At 71.0% G+C, this 22,146-nt stretch carries 25 protein-coding genes; 10 read left to right on the forward strand and 15 right to left on the reverse strand.

Annotated elements, in window-relative coordinates; genetic code table 11:
- Window positions 1–58: 58 nt before the first annotated feature.
- On the reverse strand, window positions 59–1,018 hold the full coding sequence (locus tag ABFX50_RS09775) for a 4-hydroxy-3-methylbut-2-enyl diphosphate reductase (RefSeq protein WP_346145180.1): 960 nt from the start codon (window positions 1,016–1,018) through the stop codon (window positions 59–61).
- 101 nt (window positions 1,019–1,119) lie between these two features.
- On the opposite strand from ABFX50_RS09775, the gene ABFX50_RS09780 reads away from it, so the two are divergent.
- From ABFX50_RS09780 to ABFX50_RS09790, 3 genes are all read left to right on the forward strand, one after another.
- A complete protein-coding gene (locus tag ABFX50_RS09780) occupies window positions 1,120–2,529 on the forward strand; it encodes a hypothetical protein (RefSeq protein ID WP_346145182.1) in 1,410 nt (469 codons plus the stop codon).
- A 27-nt stretch (window positions 2,530–2,556) separates the two neighbouring features.
- A complete protein-coding gene (gene xseA, locus ABFX50_RS09785; protein ID WP_346145184.1) occupies window positions 2,557–3,777 on the forward strand; it encodes an exodeoxyribonuclease VII large subunit in 1,221 nt (406 codons plus the stop codon).
- Window positions 3,778–4,234: 457 nt separating this feature from the next.
- On the forward strand, window positions 4,235–4,468 hold the full coding sequence (locus ABFX50_RS09790) for an exodeoxyribonuclease VII small subunit (protein ID WP_183655422.1): 234 nt from the start codon (window positions 4,235–4,237) through the stop codon (window positions 4,466–4,468).
- On the opposite strand, the gene ABFX50_RS09795 is transcribed toward ABFX50_RS09790, so the two are convergent.
- Complete coding sequence (locus ABFX50_RS09795; protein WP_346145187.1) at window positions 4,465–4,875, reverse strand: nitroreductase family deazaflavin-dependent oxidoreductase; 411 nt, start codon at window positions 4,873–4,875, stop codon at window positions 4,465–4,467. The genes ABFX50_RS09790 and ABFX50_RS09795 overlap by 4 nt on opposite strands.
- A gap of 84 nt (window positions 4,876–4,959) precedes the next feature.
- Here ABFX50_RS09795 and ABFX50_RS09800 point away from each other — a divergent pair, with 84 nt between their 5' ends.
- Window positions 4,960–5,547, forward strand: a complete 588-nt coding sequence (locus tag ABFX50_RS09800) for a TetR/AcrR family transcriptional regulator (RefSeq protein WP_346145188.1) — start codon at window positions 4,960–4,962, stop codon at window positions 5,545–5,547.
- A 141-nt stretch (window positions 5,548–5,688) separates the two neighbouring features.
- Here the strand turns inward: ABFX50_RS09800 and ABFX50_RS09805 are convergent, their stop codons facing one another.
- Window positions 5,689–6,237: a TetR/AcrR family transcriptional regulator gene (locus ABFX50_RS09805; RefSeq protein ID WP_346145190.1), complete on the reverse strand. Its 549-nt coding sequence runs from the start codon at window positions 6,235–6,237 to the stop codon at window positions 5,689–5,691.
- Window positions 6,238–6,566: 329 nt separating this feature from the next.
- Between ABFX50_RS09805 and ABFX50_RS09810 the strand changes: the two genes are divergently transcribed.
- The gene (locus ABFX50_RS09810; protein WP_346145192.1) at window positions 6,567–7,016 is read left to right on the forward strand and encodes a DUF6463 family protein; all 450 of its coding nucleotides are present in this window, start codon (window positions 6,567–6,569) and stop codon (window positions 7,014–7,016) included.
- A gap of 52 nt (window positions 7,017–7,068) precedes the next feature.
- Here the strand turns inward: ABFX50_RS09810 and ABFX50_RS09815 are convergent, their stop codons facing one another.
- Both ABFX50_RS09815 and ABFX50_RS09820 read right to left on the reverse strand, forming a co-directional pair.
- Window positions 7,069–7,623, reverse strand: coding sequence for a DUF4245 domain-containing protein (locus ABFX50_RS09815; RefSeq protein ID WP_183655410.1), 555 nt, complete (start codon window positions 7,621–7,623; stop codon window positions 7,069–7,071).
- An 11-nt stretch (window positions 7,624–7,634) separates the two neighbouring features.
- Window positions 7,635–8,243, reverse strand: a complete 609-nt coding sequence (locus ABFX50_RS09820; protein ID WP_183655408.1) for a TetR/AcrR family transcriptional regulator — start codon at window positions 8,241–8,243, stop codon at window positions 7,635–7,637.
- Window positions 8,244–8,325: 82 nt separating this feature from the next.
- On the opposite strand from ABFX50_RS09820, the gene glpX reads away from it, so the two are divergent.
- Window positions 8,326–9,357 carry a class II fructose-bisphosphatase gene (gene glpX / locus ABFX50_RS09825; RefSeq protein WP_183655405.1) on the forward strand — a complete coding sequence of 344 codons (1,032 nt, stop codon included), beginning with the start codon at window positions 8,326–8,328 and terminating at the stop codon, window positions 9,355–9,357.
- A 67-nt stretch (window positions 9,358–9,424) separates the two neighbouring features.
- On the opposite strand, the gene ABFX50_RS09830 is transcribed toward glpX, so the two are convergent.
- On the reverse strand, window positions 9,425–10,060 hold the full coding sequence (locus tag ABFX50_RS09830; protein ID WP_346129060.1) for a DUF1707 SHOCT-like domain-containing protein: 636 nt from the start codon (window positions 10,058–10,060) through the stop codon (window positions 9,425–9,427).
- Window positions 10,061–10,115: 55 nt separating this feature from the next.
- Between ABFX50_RS09830 and ABFX50_RS09835 the strand changes: the two genes are divergently transcribed.
- Complete coding sequence (locus tag ABFX50_RS09835; RefSeq protein ID WP_346145195.1) at window positions 10,116–11,021, forward strand: ABC transporter ATP-binding protein; 906 nt, start codon at window positions 10,116–10,118, stop codon at window positions 11,019–11,021.
- Entirely contained in the window at window positions 11,018–11,779 is a 762-nt protein-coding gene (locus ABFX50_RS09840) for an ABC transporter permease (protein ID WP_346145197.1), read from the forward strand. Before ABFX50_RS09835 ends, ABFX50_RS09840 begins: the two co-directional genes overlap by 4 nt.
- 333 nt (window positions 11,780–12,112) lie before the next feature.
- Here ABFX50_RS09840 and ABFX50_RS09845 read toward each other — a convergent pair whose 3' ends face one another.
- A complete protein-coding gene (locus ABFX50_RS09845) occupies window positions 12,113–12,940 on the reverse strand; it encodes an aldo/keto reductase (protein WP_346145199.1) in 828 nt (275 codons plus the stop codon).
- A 119-nt stretch (window positions 12,941–13,059) separates the two neighbouring features.
- On the opposite strand from ABFX50_RS09845, the gene ABFX50_RS09850 reads away from it, so the two are divergent.
- Window positions 13,060–13,734, forward strand: coding sequence for a DUF998 domain-containing protein (locus ABFX50_RS09850; protein WP_346145201.1), 675 nt, complete (start codon window positions 13,060–13,062; stop codon window positions 13,732–13,734).
- A 4-nt stretch (window positions 13,735–13,738) separates the two neighbouring features.
- Here ABFX50_RS09850 and ABFX50_RS09855 read toward each other — a convergent pair whose 3' ends face one another.
- Window positions 13,739–14,332: a TetR/AcrR family transcriptional regulator gene (locus tag ABFX50_RS09855; protein WP_346145203.1), complete on the reverse strand. Its 594-nt coding sequence runs from the start codon at window positions 14,330–14,332 to the stop codon at window positions 13,739–13,741.
- A gap of 92 nt (window positions 14,333–14,424) precedes the next feature.
- On the opposite strand from ABFX50_RS09855, the gene ABFX50_RS09860 reads away from it, so the two are divergent.
- On the forward strand, window positions 14,425–15,585 hold the full coding sequence (locus ABFX50_RS09860; protein ID WP_346145204.1) for an MFS transporter: 1,161 nt from the start codon (window positions 14,425–14,427) through the stop codon (window positions 15,583–15,585).
- A gap of 9 nt (window positions 15,586–15,594) precedes the next feature.
- On the opposite strand, the gene ABFX50_RS09865 is transcribed toward ABFX50_RS09860, so the two are convergent.
- From ABFX50_RS09865 to ABFX50_RS09895, 7 genes are all read right to left on the reverse strand, one after another.
- The gene (locus ABFX50_RS09865) at window positions 15,595–15,834 is read right to left on the reverse strand and encodes a hypothetical protein (protein ID WP_346145206.1); all 240 of its coding nucleotides are present in this window, start codon (window positions 15,832–15,834) and stop codon (window positions 15,595–15,597) included.
- 93 nt (window positions 15,835–15,927) lie between these two features.
- The gene (iolD, locus tag ABFX50_RS09870; RefSeq protein ID WP_346145208.1) at window positions 15,928–17,745 is read right to left on the reverse strand and encodes a 3D-(3,5/4)-trihydroxycyclohexane-1,2-dione acylhydrolase (decyclizing); all 1,818 of its coding nucleotides are present in this window, start codon (window positions 17,743–17,745) and stop codon (window positions 15,928–15,930) included.
- The gene (gene iolB / locus ABFX50_RS09875) at window positions 17,745–18,560 is read right to left on the reverse strand and encodes a 5-deoxy-glucuronate isomerase (RefSeq protein ID WP_183655384.1); all 816 of its coding nucleotides are present in this window, start codon (window positions 18,558–18,560) and stop codon (window positions 17,745–17,747) included. The genes iolD and iolB overlap by 1 nt, the downstream gene beginning before the upstream one ends.
- Window positions 18,557–19,420: a Cgl0159 family (beta/alpha)8-fold protein gene (locus ABFX50_RS09880; RefSeq protein ID WP_346129043.1), complete on the reverse strand. Its 864-nt coding sequence runs from the start codon at window positions 19,418–19,420 to the stop codon at window positions 18,557–18,559. Before ABFX50_RS09880 ends, iolB begins: the two co-directional genes overlap by 4 nt.
- Window positions 19,413–20,339, reverse strand: a complete 927-nt coding sequence (iolC, locus tag ABFX50_RS09885; RefSeq protein ID WP_346145211.1) for a 5-dehydro-2-deoxygluconokinase — start codon at window positions 20,337–20,339, stop codon at window positions 19,413–19,415. Before iolC ends, ABFX50_RS09880 begins: the two co-directional genes overlap by 8 nt.
- Window positions 20,336–21,187, reverse strand: coding sequence for a TIM barrel protein (locus ABFX50_RS09890; protein WP_346145212.1), 852 nt, complete (start codon window positions 21,185–21,187; stop codon window positions 20,336–20,338). Before ABFX50_RS09890 ends, iolC begins: the two co-directional genes overlap by 4 nt.
- Window positions 21,184–22,122, reverse strand: a complete 939-nt coding sequence (locus ABFX50_RS09895) for a Gfo/Idh/MocA family protein (protein WP_346145214.1) — start codon at window positions 22,120–22,122, stop codon at window positions 21,184–21,186. Before ABFX50_RS09895 ends, ABFX50_RS09890 begins: the two co-directional genes overlap by 4 nt.
- Between the last annotated feature and the right edge of the window lie 24 nt (window positions 22,123–22,146).

Below are 22,146 nucleotides of genomic sequence, written 5' to 3' on the forward strand. Positions count from 1 at the left end.
CCGAGGAGCGGGAAAGCCCCCGGCCGGTTCGGGCACGAGGGCTTTCGAGGTGAGGAGGCTAGTTCGCGCGAAGGTCCTTGCGCAGCTCGTGCGGCAGGGCGAAGCGCATGCTCTCCTTGACCGACTCGACCTCCTCGACGTCGGCGAAGCCGTGGCCGGCCAGGTAGGCCAGCACGCCGTCGACCAGCTCCTCGGGCACCGAGGCGCCGCTGGTGACGCCGACCGTGGTGACGCCTTCGAGCCACTCGTCCTTGACGAAGGAGGCGTTGTCGACGAGGTAGGAGGCGGCGCCGAAGCCCTTGGCGACCTCGACCAGACGCTTGGAGTTGGAGGAGTTCTCCGAGCCGACCACGATGACCAGCTGCGACTGCGCCGCGATCTCCTTCACCGCGACCTGGCGGTTCTGGGTCGCGTAGCAGATGTCGTCGCTCGGCGGGTCGAGCAGCGTGGGGAAGCGCTCCTTGAGCTTGGTGACGGTCTCGATGGTCTCGTCGACCGAGAGCGTCGTCTGGGAGAGCCACACCAGCTTGCTCGGGTCCTTCACCTGGATCCTGTCGACCGAGTCGAGGCCGTCGACGAGCTGGATGTGGTCGGGAGCCTCACCCGCGGTGCCCTCGACCTCCTCGTGCCCTTCGTGACCGATGAGCAGGATGTCGTAGTCCTGGTTGGCGAAGCGCTTGGCCTCGTTGTGCACCTTGGTGACGAGCGGGCAGGTGGCGTCGATCGTGCGCAGCTGCCGCTGACCGGCCTCCGCGTGGACCATCGGGGAGACGCCGTGAGCGGAGAACACCACGATCTCGCCCTCGGGAACCTCGGCGGTCTCCTCGACGAAGATGGCGCCACGCTCCTCCAGCGTCCTGACGACGTGGGTGTTGTGCACGATCTGCTTGCGCACGTAGATCGGCGCGCCGTACTGCTCGAGGGCCTTCTCGACCGCCTCGACTGCACGATCCACTCCAGCACAGTAGCCTCGCGGTTTGGCTACGAGTACACGTCGGGCGGGGGTCTTTGGCTCCATGTTCCTATGCTACGTGGAGAGGCCACCCGGCCCGCCCGTGCCCGCCGATACGGGCGTTTGCCAGACTGGCCGTCCAATACTGACCTCCCAGGGAGCCCGGCATGTCTCTCAGTGACGTTGTCCGCAACATCGCTAAAACCGTCACCAATCGTGAAGAGCTCAAGGAGAAGGCGAAGGAGGTGCCGCTCTTCGTCATCCAGACGACGCTCAGCGCCGCAGGTCAGGCCCTTCTGTTCGCCGACCGGGTGAAGAACGCCGTCAAGGGGCTGGCGGGCAGGAACGAGGAGGAAGAGGAGAGCGAGCGCTCCTCCGCCACCGAGAAGACGGCGGCCACGGCCGAGGTGGAGGAGGAGAAGAAGCCGGCTCGCAGGGAGCCTGTCATCTTCGCGCCCCGCCAGGACAAGCCGGCCGCCGAGCAGCCCGCGAAGCCCGAGCCTGTCATCTTCACGCCCTCCAGGGACGGCAGCGCGAACGGCTCGGCCGCCAAGCCCGAGCCCGCCACCCCGGCTGACAGCACCACCACGCCCGAAACGTCCGCGCCCACCCCCGCGGCCCCCGCCTCACCCTCGTCGTCGGCTTCTCCCTCGACCTCGGCCGAGACGGAGCCCTCGCCCGTCGTTCAGACCCAGAGCAAGGCCAAGCCCGCGGCTTCGGCCTCGACTTCGGCTTCGACTTCGACGGAGTCCACGACCAACCCCGCGCCCGCCGCTCCGGCCGAGCCCAAGGCCAAGACCTCCGCCGCTTCGGCCGAGCCCAAGACGAAGCCGGCCACTGCCGCTTCCACCGACTCCAAGGCCAAGCTCGCGTCCGCCGTCACGGCCGAGCCCGCGTCCGCCGCCCCCGCCGAGAGTGAGGCCAAGCCCGCCGTCGCCGTGGAGACCGTGGCCGCGCCGCCCGCCGAGGCCGTGGCCGACACCGTGGCCGACGCGGTGGCCGAAGCCGTCGCCGAGGCGCCTGCCAAGACCCCCAAGCCTGCCAAGGCCACCGCGACCACCAAGGCCGCCAAGCCCGCGAAGAGCGCGAAGGCCGCCAAGCAGGCCCCCGCGACCGCCCAGCCCGAGGCCACGACCGAGCCCAAGGCCGAGGTCGAGGCGGAGTCCGAGGCCGCGCCGGCGGCCAAGGCCGCCAAGCCCGCGAAGAGCACGAAGGCCGCCAAGCAGACCTCCACCACCGCCGAGCCCGAGTCCAAGGCCGGTTCCAGGGCGAAGCTCGAGGCCGAGCCCGCGAGCGAGCCCAAGGTCGAGGCCGAGGCGGGGCTGGCCAAGGCGGCCAAGGCCACTGCGGCGGTCGCCGAGGAGGCCGAGTCCGCCGCGGCGGCCAAGGAGCGCGAGCTGATCGAGCCGCTGCCCGGATACGCCGACCTCACCGTGGCCTCGCTGCGGGCCAGGATGCGCGGCAAGTCCGCGGCGCAGATCCAGGACATGCTCGCTTTCGAGAGGGCCACCAGCGCCCGCGCGGAGGTCGTGCGGATGTACGAGAACCGCCTCACCAAGCTCGACGCCGCCGAATAGTCGGTCGCGCCCTCTAGCCTTCCTTCCATGAGCGCGAAGACCACACCGGAACAGCCCCTACCGGTCCGCACCGTCCTGCAGATGGTCGCGGGCTGGATCGGCAAGCTCGGCACGGTGTGGGTGGAAGGCCAGATCACCGAGCTGACGGCGCGTGGCGGTACGGTCTTCATGACCCTGCGCGACCCTGTCGCCAACGTCTCGGCCAGAGTCACCTGCCCGCGCGGGGTCTACGAGGCCGCCGTGCCCCGTCCCGCCGACGGGGCGCGTGTCGTGGTCAACGTCAAGCCCGACTTCTGGGTCAACAGGGGCTCGTTCGCCTTCACCGCGTTGGAGATCCGCCCCGTCGGGGTGGGCGAGCTGCTGGCCCGTCTCGAACGGCTGCGGCAGGTGCTCGCGGCGGAGGGCGTGTTCAGCGCCGACCGCAAGCGCCGCCTGCCCTTCCTGCCCGGCACGATCGGCCTGATCTGCGGGCGCGACTCCGCCGCCGAGCGCGACGTCCTGGAGAACTCCCGTCGGCGGTGGCCGGCCGTCAGGTTCAAGGTGGAGCAGGTGGCCGTCCAGGGCCCCTACGCGGTCGGCGAGGTCACCGAGTCGCTGCGCAAGCTCGACGCCGACACCGAGGTCGACGTCATCGTCATCGCGCGCGGCGGCGGCTCGCTCGAGGACCTGCTGCCCTTCTCCGACGAGTCGCTGGTCCGCGCGGTCTCGGCCTGTCGCACCCCGGTCGTCAGTGCCATCGGGCACGAGCAGGACAGCCCGCTGCTCGACCTGGTGGCCGACGTCCGGGCCTCCACGCCGACCGACGCGGCCAAGAAGGTCGTCCCCGACGTCGGCGAGCAGCTCACGCTCGTCAAGCAGCTGCGCGACAGGGGGCGGCGGGTGATGGGCGGGTGGCTCGACAGGGAGCTGGCCTGGCTCACCTCGGTCCGCTCCCGTCCGTCGCTGGCCGATCCCGTCAGGGAGCTCGAACGGCGGGCCGAGCAGGTCGACGCCTTGAGGGAGCGCACCAGAAGGGTCATGGGCGGCTCCCTCGACCGCGCGGAGGACGATCTCGTCCACCTGCGGGCCCGGCTGGTCGCCCTGTCTCCCGCGGCGACGCTGGAGCGCGGCTACGCGATCGTGCAGCATCCGTCGGGCGATGTCGTACGGCTGGCGCGGGACGTCTCGCCAGGCGACCAGCTCACGATCAGACTCCCCGACGGCAGACTCCCCGTGACGGTCAACCCGGACCAACCTGCCGAGCCCTGACCCACCCATCCTCGGCCGTCGACACCCATACCGAGCCTGCGAACCCGAGCCGTCGAAGGCTGACGCGCCGATCCGGGGTGCCAGCCTCCGAGGTGCCAGAGCACGGGATGCCGAGGTCGCCAAGGCGCGCGAGGCCGGAGCCGAGGTGGCCAGGGTCCATGGGCCGGGGTCCGAAGGGGACGGGGTTCGAGCAGGCGGCTGAAGCCCGTCGAGAGCCCGTCGAGGTGTTCGGGGGGTGGTGGGCGCCGTGACGGCGGGTCACCGGAGTCCTGCTGGGCGGCGCGCCTTCGGCGGACGGCACCCCGTGACCGCGGAGGCGCGTGGGCGGCTTGCCGTACGAGATGGTGGGCGTCGCCGCACGAGACGGGGACGGTACGAGATGGCGGGTGGAGCGCTCGGGGGCGGTCAGCGGCGGTGTGCGGACGAATCTGTCGGGTGCGCGCCCTAGGGTGGTGCGGTGGCTAAGAATGAGACGCCGTCGTACGAGCAGGCCCGCGAGGAGCTGACCGAGGTGGTGCGCAGGCTGGAGACCGGCGGGCTCACCCTGGAGCAGTCCATCGAGCTGTGGGAGCGGGGCGAGAAGCTCGCGGCGATCTGCGAGGAGTGGCTGCAGGGTGCCAGGGTGAAGCTGGCCGCCGCCATGGCCCGCAGGGCCGAGCCCGGCCAGCAGGACGACGACGCGCCCTTCTAGGCCACCCTGGTGAGCGCCACCACGGGGATGCGGCGGCTGGTCTTGGCCTCGTACTCGGCGAAGCCGGGGGCGACGGCGACCATGGCCGCGTAGAGGCGGTCGCGCTCCTCGCCCTCGATGTGCTCGGGCTTGGCCTCGAAGGACTCGGTGCCGACCTCCACCGTCGCATCGGGGTTGGCCAGCAGGTTGTGATACCAGGCGGGGTGGTTGTCCGCGCCCGCGTTCGACGCGATGATCACCAGGCGGTCGCCGTCGGGCAGGTACATCACCGGCGTCGTGACGCGGTTGCCGCTCTTGGCGCCGGTCGTCGTCAGCAGAAGCAGGTTGGAGCCCTCGAAGTATCCGCCCACCTTGCCGCCGTTGGCGCGGAACTCCTCGATGACCTTCTCGTTGAACTCGGACGGCATGGCCAGCCTCTCCTCTAAGTGGAAATGTCTCCGGATCGGAGGATAACCGGAGATGTCTCCGGTTACAAGCACTATGATGCAGCGATGACGCGTGAACTGCCGATCGCGGGCCAGCCTCCTGCCGAACGGGCGGACGCCGCGCGCAACCGCCAGAAGATCATCGAGGTCGCGACCAGGATGGTCGAGGCCAACGGCGCCGCGAACCTCTCCCTCGACGAGGTGGCCCGCGAGGCGAACGTCGGCGTCGGCACCGTCTACCGGCGTTTCGGCGACAGATCGGGGCTGATCTACGCGCTCATCGACGCGGGCGAGCGGGCGCTCCAGGAGGCGTTCATGACGGGGCCGCCGCCGATCGGCCCCGGCGCTCCGCCCGCCGAGCGGATCCGCGCCTTCCTCCACGCGCTGGTCGACAGGAAGGTGGCCCAGCAGGAACTGTTCGTGCTGCTGGAGATGGGCTCGTCCAAGGCGAGGTTCAGCGGCCCCTACATGGTCCACCACACACACCTGGCCACGCTGCTGGCCGAGGCGAGGCCGGGGGCCGACGCCCGCTTCCTCGCCGACGCCCTGCTCGCGCCGCTGAGCGCCTGCCTGATCGGGTACCAGCAGGCCGAGCGCGGCATGAGCGCCGAGCAGATCAAGTCGGGCCTGGACGACCTGCTGCGCCTGCTGTGATCCTCACGTGGCCGGCCGCGCGCGGCTTCGAGCCCGAGAACGACGCTCGCCGGGGGCGCACGACGGAGCCGCCGAGCCGGTCATGGCGGGCGACCACGAGGGGCCCGGCCGGCCGACGGCGATGAGGCGCGAATCGGGCGTTCAGCGCGGCGGGCGCAAGAGGTGCTCTCCGGCAAGGTGGACGGCTTCGCGCCTGGTGTACCCGGGATGGTCCACGACGATGAAGTGGCGGCCGATCGCGAGCGCGAACGCCAGGGTGCTACGTGCCTCGATCTCGTCGGGGTCGGTGATGAAGGTGCCGAACATCCTGCGCAGGAACTCCATGCGCTCGTTGTCGATACGCCGCAGGCGCTCCGCGACGGACTGGTCGTGGCGGGCCCAGGCCCGTACCGCGAGATCGATCCGGTGGAAGCCTTCTGAGAAGCTCAGCTGGCCGGCGCGCCTGATCCTCTCGACGGCGTCGCCGCCCTCAGCGTCGACCTGGGCGATGATCTCCCTGGTGCAGCGGCGTTCCCACTCGTCGAGCATCTCGGCGAGCAACGCGGGACGGCCGTCGAAGTATCCGTAGAACCCGCCCTTCGTCACGCCGAGTCTGGCGGCGAGCGTCTCGACGCGGACGGCGTCGGGTCCTCCCTGGGCGAGGGCTTCGAGGCCCTCCTCGATCCAGCGAGCTCGTGTCGTGCGGGCCACAGCGGGAATCGGGCCACCTCCATTGCTGGGCGGTTCATTTGTACGTTACCGTACAAATGAAATGTACGACACCGTATAGATCGGAGAGGCCGAGCCGTGCCGCGACTGGCAGAGGCCACCCACGCCGAGCAGCTGTGGCGCGTCCAGGAACTCACCGGTGACTTCGCTGGGAGCCGGGCCCGCAACCTCCCGACGCCCGATCACCGGCTGACCCGTGAAGTGGCCTTTTTGATAGCTCATCTCGTCCACCCAGCCCTGACCCGGCGCTGGGAACGAGCCTGGCGCCCCCGCAACCAGGCGGAGGCGGCGTACGAAGAAGGGAAGTCACGATGAAGTCCAGAAAGCGGCTGCTCCGCTGGGCGAGCGGGATCATGCTCGTGCTGGGAGTGGGGCACCTGTCCTTGCTGGCGCTCACCGCCTGGGAGAGCATCACCGGCTGGGTGGATCGGGGGGTGTGGGCAGCCGTCCCGCTCATGCTCGCGGACGGTGCCGAGACGGTGGAGTCCTTCCGGAACAGCGTCACCTTCTGGGCCGGTCCCGGGAGTTTCGCCGTGCCCCTGATTCTCCTGGGTTGCCTGACGTGGCACCTCGCCGGACGAGGGGTGGCCGTGCCCGCCGGGATCGGCTGGGGCCTCGCGGCGTGGTGCGCCCTGGGCGGCGTCCTTCTGGTGCCGAGTCCGTACTTCGCCGGGGTCATCGCCGGGGCGCTCGTCATCGTGGCGGCGCGGAAGGACGATCGGTCAGGAGCAGCCCGAGAGCGGGAGATGGACCTGGCGTGACGCGCGCCGCCGACCTTCTCGATCAGCAGGAGGACGCGCCGGCCGCCGGAGCTCAGCTCGTGGGCTTGGGCTGCGGCTTCAGGGTGGTGGCCAGCGCGGTCAGTTCGGGCCAGTCGGCCGTGCCCGTGACCATCAGCGTGGCGTCGGGAAGGAAGCGGACCAGCGTGCGCTGGTTCTTGTCCTCGCGGAAGCGCTTCTCCCAGCTCTCTCCCGCGATCTGCACGGTCCCGATGGCCTTGTCGGTGTTGGCGATGCGGCTGGCGAAGGCGGGTGCGGGCTTCTCCGACCCTTGGACGATCATCGCGTGGTGGCGCTCGCCCTCGGCGTCGGGAGCCGTGGCGTAGCCGACCGACAGGACCGACGAGCCGTCGGCGCCCTTGGCGATCCTGTTGCTGTTGGGGATCCAGTCGGCCGGATCCTTGGCGGGCGCCCGCACCTCGTGCGGCACCGACCTGTTGTAGTTGGCCACGGTGATCGTGTAGTCGAGGCGCGGGACGTGCTGCCCCTCCCTGCCCGTGGGCGCGGACACCACAATGATCACGGCGAGGCCCATGCAGACCAGCAGGGCGAACGCGTAGCCGTAGAAACCTTGAGTGAACCGTCGCACGAACGCCGAGGTTACCCGGTGGAGGCGCCGCCCGCCGAAGTGACCGGCTGAATCCGGCTGATGATGGCCAGCACGTCGTCGGCGAGACGGCGCGCGGCGCTGCCGTCCTCCGACAGCACGACCTGGGAGACGGCGGCGGCCAGCGCGCCCGTGATGACCACGACCAGGGCCTCGTCGCCCTCGAACAGGGTCGCGTTGAGCTTGGCCCAGGTGCGCAGCCTGTCGCGCATGATGACCTCGAACCCGGGAGGGCCGTCGCCGCGCAGGAACAGCGCGGCCAGTTCGCGCTCCTCGAGCGATCCCTCGAGGTAGGCACGGGCCGCGGCGACGAACACGCGCATCGGGTCGTTCTCGCCCGAGGCGCGCAGCTCGCGCGCCGCCTGCTTGGTTCGCTGCGACTGCCGGGCCTGGAACTCCTCGAACAGCGCCAGGTAGAGGTCGGCCTTGCCGGAGAAGTGGTGGTAGAGGCTGCCGACGCTGGCCCTCGCCTTCGCGACGACGTCGGTGACGCCCGACTCGGCGAAGCCCTTCTCCACGAACACCTCGCGAGCCGCGTCGAGCAGGGCCGCGCGGGTGGCGGCGCCCCGCCCTGTCGCCAGGCGTTCCACATCGCTGCTCATGGCAGGCACATTATCCTCCGCTGACCGGGCATGGAGGGGCAACTACGATCGAGTCAGTTGTCCCACGAGGAGGCCCATCACCATGTCCGAGACGTCCGTTCCTCCTGCCCTCGCCACCGGCGAGCACGCACCCGATCGTAACTTGGCGTTGGAGCTGGTCAGGGTCACAGAGGCGGCCGCGATGGCGGCGGCCCGCTGGGTCGGCCGTGGCGACAAGAACGGCGCAGACGGAGCCGCCGTCAACGCCATGCGCCAGCTCATCAGCACGGTGTCGATGAACGGCGTGGTGGTGATCGGCGAGGGCGAGAAGGACCACGCGCCGATGCTCTTCAACGGCGAGCGCGTCGGCGACGGCAGCGGCGCCGACTGCGACGTGGCCGTCGACCCGATCGACGGCACCAGGCTGACCGCGCTCGGCATGCCCGACGCCATCTCGGTGATCGCGGTGAGCTCCAGGGGGTCGATGTACGACCCCTCGGCGGTCTTCTACATGGAGAAGCTGGTCACGGGGCCCGAGGCCGCGGGCGTCGTGGACATCAACGCGCCCGTCGCCACGAACATCCAGGCGGTGGCGCGGGCGAAGGGCGCCTCTCCCTCCGACGTCACCGTGGTCATCCTCGACAGGCCCAGGCACGACCAGATCGTCAAGGAGGTCAGGGAGACCGGGGCGCGGATCAAGTTCATCCCCGACGGCGACGTGGCCGGAGCGATCATGGCCGCCCGCGCGGGCACCGGCGTCGACCTCATGCTCGGCATCGGCGGCACCCCCGAGGGCGTCATCGCGGCCTGCGCGATCAAGTGCCTCGGCGGCATCATCCAGGGCAAGCTCTGGCCGCAGGACGACGCCGAGCGGCGCAGGGCGCTCGACGCCGGCCACGACCTCGACAGGGTGCTGACCACCAACGATCTGGTGACCTCCGACGACGTGTTCTTCGCCGCGACGGGCATCACGCAGGGCGAGCTGATGAGCGGCGTGCGCTTCCGCGGCGGGGTGGCGGTGACGCACTCGCTGGTGATGCGCGGCCGCTCGGGAACGATCCGCAAGGTGGAGAGCGAGCACCAGCTGGGCAAGCTGCGCGCGTACAGCGCGATCAACTTCGACACCGCGGGCTGAGCCGCCCCCACCGCCTGGCTGGGGTCTCCCGAACCCCAGCCACCCGCCCCTCGCGGGGCGCCGGGGTTCAGCGGCGGCGCTTGCGCTTCGGGGGCTCCTTGACCTTGACCTCGCCAAGGAAGTTGGAGGTCCGCACCTCGATCACCGGGCAGTCGGGATCATCCTGAGGCCTGGTCAGCCGCACGGTCTTGTCCTTCGACACCCGGATGACCTCCACCCCCTCGGGGACGTGGATCTCCAGCCCGCCGAACATGAGCGTCGCGTTGATCACCACGCGCCGGTTCTGCATGATCGCGTCACGCAGGTCGAGCTTGGTCGTGCCGAACATCGCCGTCACGGGCAGCTCGGCGGGCACCACCCAGCGCCCCTCGCGCTGCTCCTTCTTGAAGATCGCCGACACGGGCCTGCCGTCCAGCCTGAAGGGCTGCTCGTCGGCGGGCAGCAGGTCGGCGGTCAGCCGGGCCAGCTCCCCCAGCGTGCGGGCGCTGTAGAGCGCCGTGAGCCGCTCCTCGAACTCGTCCATGGCCAGCCGCCCGTCGGCGGCCGCCTCGTTGAGCACCTCGGCCACCCGATCCCTGTCGGCATCGGAGGCGCGCAGTTCGTGTGGCTGGGGACCGTCGGTCGCAGGCCGCCGCGCCAAGGCGAACTCCTCGGCCAGCCGCTCACCGACCTCCTGGATGCGGGGAAGCCAACGCTCGTTCACACCTTGACGATAACCGCTTGAGATTCTGTCGGTGGCGATGCCTATCGTGGCCTCTATGGACGCGATCGTGTTGCACGGCGTGACCAAGCGTTATCCCGACGTCACAGCGGTCGACGGGCTCGACCTCGAGGTGCCCGAGGGCATCTGCCTCGGCCTGCTCGGTCCCAACGGAGCAGGCAAGTCCACGACGATGCGCCTGCTCACCGCCCAGTCGCTGGCCGACGAGGGCGAGATCAGGGTCATGGGGCTGCGCCTGCCCCAGCAGTCCAAGCAGGCGAGGGCGCTGATGGGGGTGGTCCCCCAGCTCGACAACCTCGACGAGGAGCTCACCGCCAGGGAGAACCTCGAGGTGTTCGCCCACCTCTACCGCGTCCCCCGTCAGGAGCGCAGGGCCGCCGTCGACAGGGCGCTGGCGCTGGCGCAGCTCACCGACAGGGCCGCCACCCGCACGGTCAACCTGTCGGGCGGCATGCGCAGGCGGCTGCTCATCGCCAGGGGCCTGGTCCACCAGCCCCGCCTGGTGCTGCTCGACGAGCCGACCGTGGGTCTCGATCCGCAGGTGCGCCAGGAGCTGTGGTCGCTGATCGTACGGCTGCGCGAAGAGGGCGTCACGACGCTGATGTCCACCCACTACATCGAGGAGGCCGAGCGGCTGGCCGACGACTGCGCGCTGATGTCCCACGGCCGCGTCGTGGCCAGGGGCTCGCCCGAAGAGCTGGTCAAGGAGCACGCGGGCGCCGAGGTCGCCGAGCACTACGCCTCGCAGGAGCGGCAGGCCGAGATCGCCGCGCTGGCGGCCGAGGCGGGGGTGCCCACCCGCAGGACCGGCCCGTCGATCTCGCTGCTGAAGTCCGAGCAGCTGCCCAGGTCGCTGGAGGAGGCGCTGGGCCCACCCAACGTACGGCGTCCCGCCACTCTCGAGGACGTCTTCGTCGTGCTCACCGGAGAGGCGGTCGAATGATGGAGTTCGCCCCCGTGCGGGCCGTCTGGCGGCGCGAGCTGGCCCTCTACCGCCGCTACTGGGCCTCCACCTCCTTCGCCGCCATGACCGAGCCGACCATCTACCTGCTGGCCTTCGGCTACGGGTTCGGCTCCGTGGTCGGCGCGCTCTACGGCTACGACTACAAGGACTTCGTCGCCACCGGTGTCGTCGCCACGGCGGTGCTGTTCATCGGGGCGTTCGGCGGCATGTTCAACACCTTCATCCGCCGCACCTTCCAGCACACCTACGACGCGATGCTGGCCGCGCCCGTCGACGTCCGCGAGCTGGTGACCGCGGAGGCCTCCTGGCTGGCGGTCAAGGCCGGGGTCTACGGCTGCGCGCCGATGCTGGTCGGCGTCGCCTTCGGGCTGGAACCGAGCTGGGGCATGCTGCTCGTGCCGTTCATCGGCTTCCTGACTGGCTTGGTGTTCGCGCTGTTCGGGGTGTGGGTGTCGGCGATCGTGCCGTCCATCAACACCTTCGACTACGTCATCACGGGGGCGCTGACCCCGATGTTCATGGTGGCGGGAACGTTCTTCCCCGTGACGCAGCTGCCCGCGTGGGTGGCGGCCGCCGCTCAGGTCAACCCGCTCTACCACTGCGTCGAGCTGGTGCGAGGGGCGGTGTTCGGCCGGTTGGGCCTCGACGACCTCGGGCATCTGGGCGTGCTGGCCGCCTGTGCCGTGCTCATGTGGGCGCTGGCGGTGTGGAAGATGCGCGCCAGGCTGATCGACTGACATCCCGGGTCGGAGGACGAGGGAGCCGGGGACCGGGAACCCGTACACCGACGACCCAGGGACGCGTACCCGGCAGCCCCACGCGACCGGAAACCCGAACGCCGAAGACCTCGGAGACACGAACCGGCGGGCTCCGAACACCGAAGACCCCAGAGACACGAACCGGCCGGCTCCGGTCACCGACGGTCTCGGGGATGCGGAGCGGAGATCGGCGGCCCGGCGGCAGCCGGAGGCCGACGCCTGGGGAGAGGCGGCGGTGGGGGGCCCGAGGGGGCGCGGGGGTCCGGAAGTTCACGAGATCCCCGCTCCCCCGGAACGGGTCGGGGGTGCCGGTCAGGTGAGGGTGGACAGGCGGTCGTACTGGGCGTCGGTCAACGTGACCGCCAGTGCGCCGACGTTCTCCTCCAGGTGCGCCACCGAGGTCGTCCCGGGAATCGGCACCATGGTCGGCGACCTGCGCAACAGCCACGCCAGCGCCACCTGCGCGGGCGTGGCGCCCACCTCCGAGGCCACCTCGGCCAGCGGCCCTTCGGCCCTCGCGTGGTCGCCCGTGGCGATCGGGAAGAACGGCACGAAGGCGATGCCCTCCTTCTCCGCGTGGTCCACGACGGCCTCGTGCTCGCGAGTGGCCAGGTTGTACAGGTTCTGCACCGCGGCGACGGGGGCGAGACGGGAGGCCTCCTCCAGCTGGCCGACGGTCACCTCCGACAGTCCGATGTGCCGGATCTTGCCCTCCTTACGCAGCTCCTCGAGCGCCCCGATCTGGTCGGCGAGGGGCACCTGGGGGTCCACCCTGTGCAGGAAGAACAGGTCGATCCGGTCCAGCCGCAACCGGCGCAGGCTCAGCTCGGCCTGCTGCTTGAGGTACTCGGGACGGCCGAGGGGCACCCACTCCGCAGGGCTCGGCCTGGCCACGCCCGCCTTGGTGGCGATCACCAGATCGTCGGCATAGGGGTGCAACGCCTCGGCGATCAGCTCCTCGTTGGCGCCAAGGGAGTAGGCGTCGGAGGTGTCCACGAAGTTCACGCCCAGTTCGACGGCGCGGCGAAGCACCGCGAGGGCGCCCTCGCGGTCGGCAGGGCCGTGCCAGATGTCGGAGTCGGCCAGTCGCATGGCTCCCAAGCCGATGCGCCGTACGGGAAGGTCGCCGCCGATGTTCATGCTGTCTCCTCAGAAGTCCTTGAACTCTCATGGAAACTAGCAGAGATTCATGAGAGTTCAAGAACAAGGAATCCCGGGCGTTGATCGGCCGTTGAACCGGCAGAAGGAAGGGAGCCCCGATGCACGGACCCGCGCGAGCAGGACTGGCCGCCGTGGCGGTGGGCGCAGGCGTCATCGCCGCGCTGGACCTCGCCTACCTGGGCGAGATCAACCCGCTGCGCCGTACGATCAGCGAGCACGGGCTCGGCGACCAGGGCTGGATCTTCGCGCTGGGCGTCGCGCTCCTCGCGGTGGGATCACTGTCGATCGGGGTGTCGCTGCTGCGCAGGCGGCTGGCCGGGATCGTGGGCGCGATCGCGCTGGCGGGCTGGAGCCTCGGCCTGCTGGTGGTGGCGTGGTTCCCCAAGCACGACTGGTCGGTGGGGCCCAGCCTGAGCGGCAGCATCCACAGGGTCGGCAGCTTCGTCGCGTTCCTGTCCCTGCCGCTGGCCGCGCTGCTGATCGCCAGGACGTGGCGACGGCATCCGCGCTCGGCGCTGGCCGCGTTCCTCCTGGGGGTGGCCTCGCTGCTGTGGGTGGCGGGCATCGCCACGATGGTGTGGATCGGCGAGAGCTCGGGGCTGGCGTGGTGGCAGGTCATGCCGCTCGGGCTCGTCGAGCGGGGACTGGCGATCACCGAGGTGGGCGCGCTGGTGGCGCTCGGCCTCTGGGGAGCCTCCCGGATCACCACCGAGGCCCCCGAGCCGCTGACCGCCGGCCGTCCGACCACGCTGAAGGCCTCCGCCGAGCGGTGAGGGGCTACGGGCGCAGGGAAGCGATCAGGTCCTCGACGTAGGCCCTGAAGACGGCGGCCATGTCGACGTGGTCCTGGTCGATCAGCCACTGCGTCTGCAGACCGTCCATCATCGCGATCAGGCGGTCGGCGTGCGCCTCGGCGTCGAGGTCGGCGCGGAACTCCCCCGCGTCGGCGCCGCGCCGCAACGCCCCCGCCACCGCGTGCCGTAGCCGCCGGTAGCGGGCGCGCGCCCACGCGTGACCCGGATGATCGGCGGTGACCGCCTCCCCGCTGATCACCGAGAACAGCTGCACCAGGCCGGGCACGCGCGCGTTGTAGTCGACCACGTCGGCCAGCGTGCGCAGCGCGGCCACGCCGGTCATCGACTCGAAGTCGAACCTGCGCGCGTCGACCTCGTCGCGATACTCGAGGACGGCGACGAGCAGGCGCTCCTTGCTGGTGAAGTGGTGGAGCAGCCCGGGCTGGGTCAGCTCGGCCCGCTCGGCGATCCTGGCGAGGGAGGCGCCCCTGTAGCCGTTCTCGGCGAACTCCTGAAGGGCGATGGCGAGGATCCGCTCGCGTCTCGCTTCTCCCGACGCATATCCCCTTCGTCGCACCTGGACACCCTAACAACCGCCTCTAGCGGAGAACGACGACCTGGTACTAACCTGACGCAGCCTCATGTTTCCCCCCGAGCAGGGAGGTCGACGTGCGTAACCGTCAGGCCAGAACGGCCACCTTCGCGGTCTTCGCCGTGCAGGGCCTGAGTTTCGCGACTCTCCTCACCCAGGTCGCAGCCCTGCAGAACAAGCACGGCCTCACCGAAGGCGACCTCACCCTCCTGCTGCTCGTGGTGCCGGTGCTGGCCGGAGTCGGCAGCGTGGGCGCGGGAGCGCTCGCCGCGCGCAGGGGCAGCAGGTGGCTGCTGCGCATCGCCCAGCCAGCCGTCGCCGTCGCGGTGGTGGCCGCGGGTCTCGCCGCCGACGTGCCGCAGCTGGTGGCCGCGCTGGTCGTCTTCGGGCTGGCGGTGGGCGCCGTCGACGCGGGTATGAACATGCAGGGCGTCGCCGTCGAGCGCAGGTACGGCAGGGCCGTGCTCAACGGCTTCCACGCGGCATGGAGCGCGACGAGCCTGGCAGGGGCGCTGTGGGTGTCGCTGGCCTACGGGCTCGGCCTCTCCCTGCCGGTCATGATGGCGATCCCGATGGCGCTCGCGGTCGCCGGTTCGCTGGCTGCCGCGCCGTACCTCTGCACGGTCGAGGAGGAGAAGGCCGAGACCACGGTCGCGGCGGCCTCGGGGCACCTCCCGTGGGGGCCGATCATCCCGCTCTGCCTGGCGATGGGCTTCCTGTACGTCGGCGACGCGGCGGTGTCCAACTTCCACGGCGTCTTCATGGAGAACATCCTCCTGGCAGGCGGGAGCGTGGCGCCACTGGCCTACGGCGCCTACCAGGCGGCCACCCTCGTCGTACGGCTCGGCGGCGACCTCGCGGTCAGGCGCTACGGCGCCGCCTCGATCGTGCGCGCGGGAGGGGCGATCGCGACGCTCGGATTCGCGGGCGTCGTGCTGGCTCCTTCGCAGCCGCTGGCGATCGTGGCGTTCGGGCTGACCGGGATGGGGCTCGCGGTGGTCGCTCCGCAGTCGTTCTCGGCGGCGGGGCGGCTGGACCCCGCGGGGACGGGGGTGGCCATCGCGCGGGTCAACCTGTTCAACTACGTCGGCTTCATCGTGGGTGCGGCGCTGGTGGGCGGGCTGGCCGAGGCGACCGACATGCGGGTGGCGTTCGCGGCGCCGCTGGTGCTCTCGGCGGCGATCGTCGTGCTCGCCCGCGGCTTCGAACCGCGGAGCGCACCCCAGCCCAAGGTCTGAGCCCGCCGGTCAGTCGCTGCTGCTGCTGCCGCCACCACCGCCACCACCGCTGTCGGAGAAGCCACTGTCGGAGGAGCCCCTGTCGTGGCTGTCGTCCGAGGACGACGCCTCGCCGGAGAACAAGGAGCCCCGGCGACGTGTTCCGCTCCCCGAGGACGAAGCTCCGCCGATCAGCGCCAGGACGGCCCCGATGACGAAGATCATGAAAACGGCCGCGAACCCCACTGCCACCATCGTGTCGAACGTCATCGCACCCTCTTCTCGCCGGCCGCGTGGATCTTCAGCCTAGCCAGCGCCTCGCCGCGAGCCCATGGCCGTACGGCGGGACGCGGGCCGAGGAGGTCACAGGTAGGGGCGCTGGTCGCGTTTGGCCTCCTGGTAGCGCTCGTGGATCTCGCCGGGTTCCTGGGCGACGGGCACGTCCCACCAGGCTCCCGACGAAGGCGCCGAACCGCCGGGCACCGTCTCCACGTAGACCACCGTCGTCCTGACCGCCTCGCGCGCCTTCGCCAGCGCCGCGCGAAGCGACTCCCTGTCGTCGGCGGTGAGCACGTCGGCCCCCAGCGACGCCGCGTTCGCCGCCAGGTCGACGGGCACGTAGACCCCGTCCAGCTCTCCTGAGGCCCCCCTCAACCGGTAGGCGGTGCCGAGGCGCTGGGCGCCCACCGACTCCGACAGGTTGCCGATGGAGGCGAAGCCGTGGTTGTCCACCAGGACGATCACCAGCTTCACCCCCTCCTGGACGGAGGTGGCGATCTCCTGGGCCAGCATCAGGTACGAGCCATCGCCGACCAGGACGAAGACCTCGCGCGCCGGGGCCGCCAGCTTGACGCCGAGGCCCCCGGCGATCTCGTAGCCCATGCAGGAGTAGCCGTACTCGACGTGGTAGCCCTTCGCGTCGGTGACTCTCCACAGCCTGTGGAGATCCCCCGGCATGGAGCCCGCCGCGTTCACCACCACGTCGGCCGGATGCATGACCTCCCGCAGGTCCTCCAGCACCGCCTCCTGGGTGAGCGAGGGCCCCGCGCGGAACGACCACCACGACCGCGCCAGCGAGGCGGCACGGGAGGTCCACGAGGACGGCGCCCGCCAGCCCTCGGGGCGCAGCGCCTCCAGCGCGGCGCGGGCGTCGGCGACGAGCATGACGGCGCCGTTCTTGGCCGCGTCGAAGGCGGTCACGTTGATGTTCAGGAAGCGCGCCTGGCCGAACAGCGTCCTTGAGGCCGTGGTGAAGTCGCTGTACCTGGTGCCGATGCCGATCACCAGGTCGGCCGAGCGGGCCAGCTCGTTGGCGGCCGCCGTGCCGGTGTGGCCGACGGCGCCCACGGACAGCGGGGAGTCCCACGGCAGCGCGCCCTTGCCCGCCTGGGTCTCGGCCACGGGGACGCCGTACTCGGTGGCGAAGGCGCGCAGCGCCTCCCACGCCTCGCTGTAGATCACGCCGCCGCCCGCCACGATGAGCGGACGCTCCGAGGCGCGGATCAGGTCGAGCGCGCGTCGGAGCGCGGCCGGCTCGGGGACGGGCCTGGCGACGTGCCACACCCTGCGGTCGAAGAGCTCGGAGGGCCAGTCGAAGGACTCCGCCTGCACGTCCTGAGGCAGGGCCAGCGTCACCGCGCCGGTCTCGGCCGGGTCGGTGAGCACCCGCATCGCCTGCATGAGCGCCGACGGCAGCTGCTCGGGCCTGTTGATCCTGTCGAAGTAGCGCGAGACGGGCCTGAAGGCGTCGTTCACGCTGACGTCGAGCGAGCGGGGATCCTCCAGCTCCTGCAGCACGGGGTTGGCCACGCGCGTGGCGAAGATGTCTCCGGGCAGCAGCAGCACCGGGATGCGGTTGATCGTGGCGAGGGCGGCGCCGGTGACCATGTTCGTCGCCCCCGGCCCGATCGAGCTCGTGCACGCGAAGGTCGACAGGCGGTTGCGCATCTTGGCGAAGCCCACCGCCGTGTGCACCATGGCCTGCTCGTTGCGGGCCAGATAGTACGGCAGCGCCGACGAGGTGCCCGCGCCCTGCGCGGCCAGCGCCTGCCCGATCCCCGCGACGTTCCCGTGCCCGAAGATCCCGAAGCAGCCCTCGACGAGCCGGTGTTCGGCACCGTCGCGCGAGGAGTACTGCTGGGACAGGAAGCGCACCAGCGCCTGGGCGACCGTGAGCCTCATCAGACCCTCCCGAAGGGCAACCTGTCGTCGACCTGTTGCTGTTCCCAGGTCCCGCGGATCCACGCGTGCCTCGGATCGTCGCAGAAGGCCATCGACCGCTCCTGCGCGGGCCCCGCCAGCACGTTCAGGTAGTAGAGGTCGTAGCCGGGGGGCGCCATGGAGGGTCCGTGGTAGCCGCGCGGCACCAGCACCACGTCACCTGACGACACCTCGGCCATCACCTCGTGCCCTCCGTAGACCCGCTGGTAGCCGGGGCCGCCCTCGAAGTAGTAGATCTCCTCGAGCACCGCCTCGTGGGCGGAGGCGGTGTCGTGCTTGTGCGGAGGGTAGGAGGACCAGTTCCCTCCGGGGGTGAGCACCTCGACCGAGACGAGCTTGTCGCAGTCGAAGGCGTCGGGCGCGCAGAAGTTGTTGACCTGCCTGGAGGCCTGGCCCGCCCCGCGGATCTCGACCGGGACCTTCTCCGCGGGGCCGTACCTGACCGGGAAGCGGCGGGTGGCCAGCGCGGACGGCAGGGCGAAACGGCCTTCACCCGTCACCGTCACCTCGGTGTCGATCGGCAGGTAGCAGAAGTCGGTGACGTCCGCGAAGACCGACGAACGGCCGCGCAGCGACAGCCGTTCACCGCCGGCCTCGACGAGGCACGAGCCGGACAGCGGGAGCACCAGCATCTCCGACGAGCCGGTGTGGAAGGTGACGGTCTCCCCCGAGAGGTTCAGGGTCCGCAGCCCGCAGTAGGTCCACCCCGCGCTCTCCGGGGTGATCTCCAGTGCCCACGGCGAACGGGCGGTGGTGCCTGCCGGGACGAGCGTCATGAGACCTCCAGCATCGCTACTGCGGTGTCGACGGCCGCGGCCACGTCGTCGTCGGGCGGGTAGAGCAGCGCGCGGCCGACCACGAGCCCGCGCACCCCCGGCAGCCTGAGCGCCTTGCGCCACGCGGCGTAGGCCAGGTCGGGGGCGTCGCCCGGGTCTCCGCCGAGCAGCAGCGCGGGCAGCGTGGTCGCCTGCATGACGCGCTCCATGTCCTCGACCACGGGGATCTTCAGCCAGGTGTGGGCCGAGGTGGTGCCGAGCCCCTGACCGACGCTGATCGCCCTGATCACGCCGTCGGGCGTCAGGTCATGGCCAGAGCGCCGCGACCAGAACGGCTCGACCATGGCGACCAGTCCCTCCCCTGCCAGCTCGCTGACCGCCCGAGCGCAGGCGGACAGCGTGGCCGCGGTGCCCGGCTCGTCCAGGGCGATCCTGCACAGCATCTTGCCCCCGTCGAGCCGCATCCGCACGATGGAGGCCGTGTCGTAGGCGGTGAATCTGTCGTCGAACTCGAAGACCGCGCCCTGGATGCCGCCGCGGTTCATCGACCCGATGACCACCTTGTCGTCGAGGGCGCCGAGAAGCAGCAGGTCCTCGACGACGTCGGGGGTGGCGAGCAGGCCGTCCACGCCTGGTCGGGCGAGCGCGGTCGTCAGCCGGTCGAGCAGCTCGATCCTGCTGCCCATCGCCAGCGGGCGCCCGCCGACGCCGAGCGCGCCGCGCGCCGGGTGGTCGGCCGCGATGATCATGAGCTGGTCGCGCTCGGCCAGCAGCGGCCTGCGCCTGCGCGCGGCCGCCGCCTCGGCGATCCGCTCGGGGTGCCTGGCTCTGATCTCCTGGACCTGCCGGTAGTCACCCACGAGCGAGCACCTCCTCGACTGTGGGCATCGCGGGCGCGCAGGCCAGCCGCCCCGCCACGATCGCGCCCGCCGTGTTGGCGAAACGCAGCGTCCGCTCCAGCGGCCATCCGGCCAGCAGCCCGTGACAGAGCGCGCCGCCGAAGGCGTCGCCCGCTCCGAGCCCGTTGACCACCTCGACCTCGACGGGCGGCACCGCGATCGTCTCCTTCGCGGTCATGCCCAGCACCCCCTCGCCGCACTGCTTCACCACCGCCAGCTCGACCCCCGCCTCCAGCAACGCCTTCCCCGCCTCGTACGGCTCGCGGGTGCCGGTGGCCACCTCGACCTCGTCGAGGTTGCCCACGGCGACGGTGACGTGCCCGAGCGCCTTGCGGACCTGGTGCATGGCGTCCTGCGCCGAGCCCCAGAACATCGGCCGGTAGTCGAGGTCGAGCACCGTGTGCGGCCTTCGCTCCCTGGCCCGCCACGCGGCGAAGTGGGCGGTGCGCGACGGCTCCTCCGACAGCCCCGTGACGGTCGCCCAGAACAGCCTGGCCCGCCTGATCTCGGAGACCGGCAGCTCGTCGGGGCGGATCACCAGGTCGGGCGCCTTGGGGAAGCGGTAGAAGTACAGCGGGAAGTCGTCAGGCGGCCTGATCTCGCAGAACGTCACAGGGGTCGGCAGCCCCTCGACAGAGGTGACGAAGGAGTCGTCCACCCCGTAGGAGCGCAGCGCGTCGTGGACGAACTCCCCGAACGGGTCGGCCCCCGTCCTGGTGATCACCGCCGAGCGCTCGCCGAGCCTCGCCGCCGCCACGGCGACGTTGGTCGGGCTGCCGCCCAGGTACTTGCCGAACGTCTCGACCTCGCGCAGCGACACCCCGACCTGGAGGGGATAGACGTCCACCCCGACCCGCCCCATCGTCAGGACGTCGATCATGCGAGTCCTTCCAGGAAGGCGACGCTCTGCCTGACATCGTCCACGGCGTCGTCCTCGGCGGAGGTGAGCACCGTGTCCTGCTCCATGACGTACCAGCCGGAGTAGCCGCTCTGGCCGAGAGTCGTCACGATCCCCGCCACGTCCACGTCTCCCTGGCCCAGCGGGCGGTAGATGCCCTGGCGGACCGCCTCGGTGTAGGTGAGGCCGCCGTCCCTGACCTTCGCCGCCAGCCCTTGGTCGACGTCCTTCAGGTGCACGTGCGCGACCCTGCCTGGATCCCTGCGCACCAGTTCGAGCGGGTCGGTGCCGCCGATCAGCAGGTGCCCCGTGTCCAGGCAGAGAGGGACGGCCGAGCCGTCCAGCACGCGCTCGACCTCCTCCCGCGTCTCGACCATGGTCCCGACGTGCGGGTGCAGGGTGATCGCCGGGCTGCGGCCCTTGGCGGCGGCGAGGATCCTCCTCAGGTTGTCCAGCAGCGTCTTCCAGCCTGTGGCGTCGAGCTGCGGCCTCCTGTCGTAGCCGTCGGCGCCGCTGTCGGCGGCCAGCACCAGCACGTCGACGTCGCCCTCCGCGAAGTCGCGCATGCGGGCCCGTACCCCGGGCAGCGGGTCGTGCCGGGGTTCGTGCAGCACGACCGGGACGAAGCCGCCGACGGCCCGCAGGCCGTACTCCTCGAGCAGGGCCTTCCTGCGCGTCGGCGAGTGCGGCAGGAAGCCGTCGGGGCCGAGTTCGGTGGCGGTCAGGCCCACCGAGCGCATCTCCGACAGCACCCGCTCGCGATCCAGCTGGTGGCCCCAGCCGGGCACCTCGCACACCCCCCAGGAGATCGGCGCGCCCGCGATCCTCATCGGCTGACCTCCTCGACGGCGACGGGCCTGCCCTCGCGGCGCGACCGCTCCGCGGCCTCGGCGACGTAGAGGGCGGCGAGCGCGTCCTCGATCGTGCACGGGCTGGTGTCGCTGCGCAGGAAGCCGTCGATCTCGGCCACGTAGGCGGCCCTGAATCTGGCGACGAAGTCCGGCCACGGTTCTCCTGGCGGCTGCAGGCCCTCCGTGCTGGTCACCGGGGTGCGCGGGTCGAGGCCCACGACCTGGGTGCGGAGGGTGCCTGCCAGCTCCATCCTGACGTCGTAGCCCGCGCCGTTGTACCTGGAGCCCTGGAGGGTCACGAGCGTGCCGTCGTCGAGGGTCAGAAGTGCCGCGCTGGTGTCCACGTCGCCCGCCTCCCTGAAGAAGTCGGCGCCTCTGTTGGCGCCCGTGGCGTAGACGGTCGCCACCTCTCGTCCGGTTACCCAGCGGAGAATGTCGAAATCATGGATGTGGCAGTCACGGTAGATGCCGCCCGACATGGGGATGTATCCGGCGGGCGGCGGCGCCGGATCGGCGCTGAGCAGGTGCACGCGGTGCAGCTCGCCGAGCTCGCCGGCGCGCAGGGCCTTCGCGGCGGCCCCGTAGCCGGGGTCGAAGCGGCGCTGGAAGCCGATCTGGACGCGGTTGCCCTCGCTCGCCTTCAGCACCTTGAACGTCTCTTCGACCGTCGGCGCGACCGGCTTCTCGCAGAAGACCGGGATCCCGCGGCGGCAGGCCTTCATCAACAGGTCGGCGTGCGTGCTGGTGGGGGTGGCGATGACCAGGGCGTCGGCCTCGAAGGGATCGCCCTGCCTGCCATGCGGTGAGCTGCGCACGGGGTCCCACACGATCAGATCGTCCACCAGCGGGTGCGCGGCCAGGGTTTCGGCGTGAAACGCTCCGATCCTTCCCAGACCGAGCAGACCGACACGCATGACGCCTCCAAGGGGGTCGGGGAT

Origin of the sequence: Nonomuraea recticatena, assembly GCF_039533245.1 — a bacterium.
Lineage (GTDB): Bacteria > Actinomycetota > Actinomycetes > Streptosporangiales > Streptosporangiaceae > Nonomuraea > Nonomuraea roseola.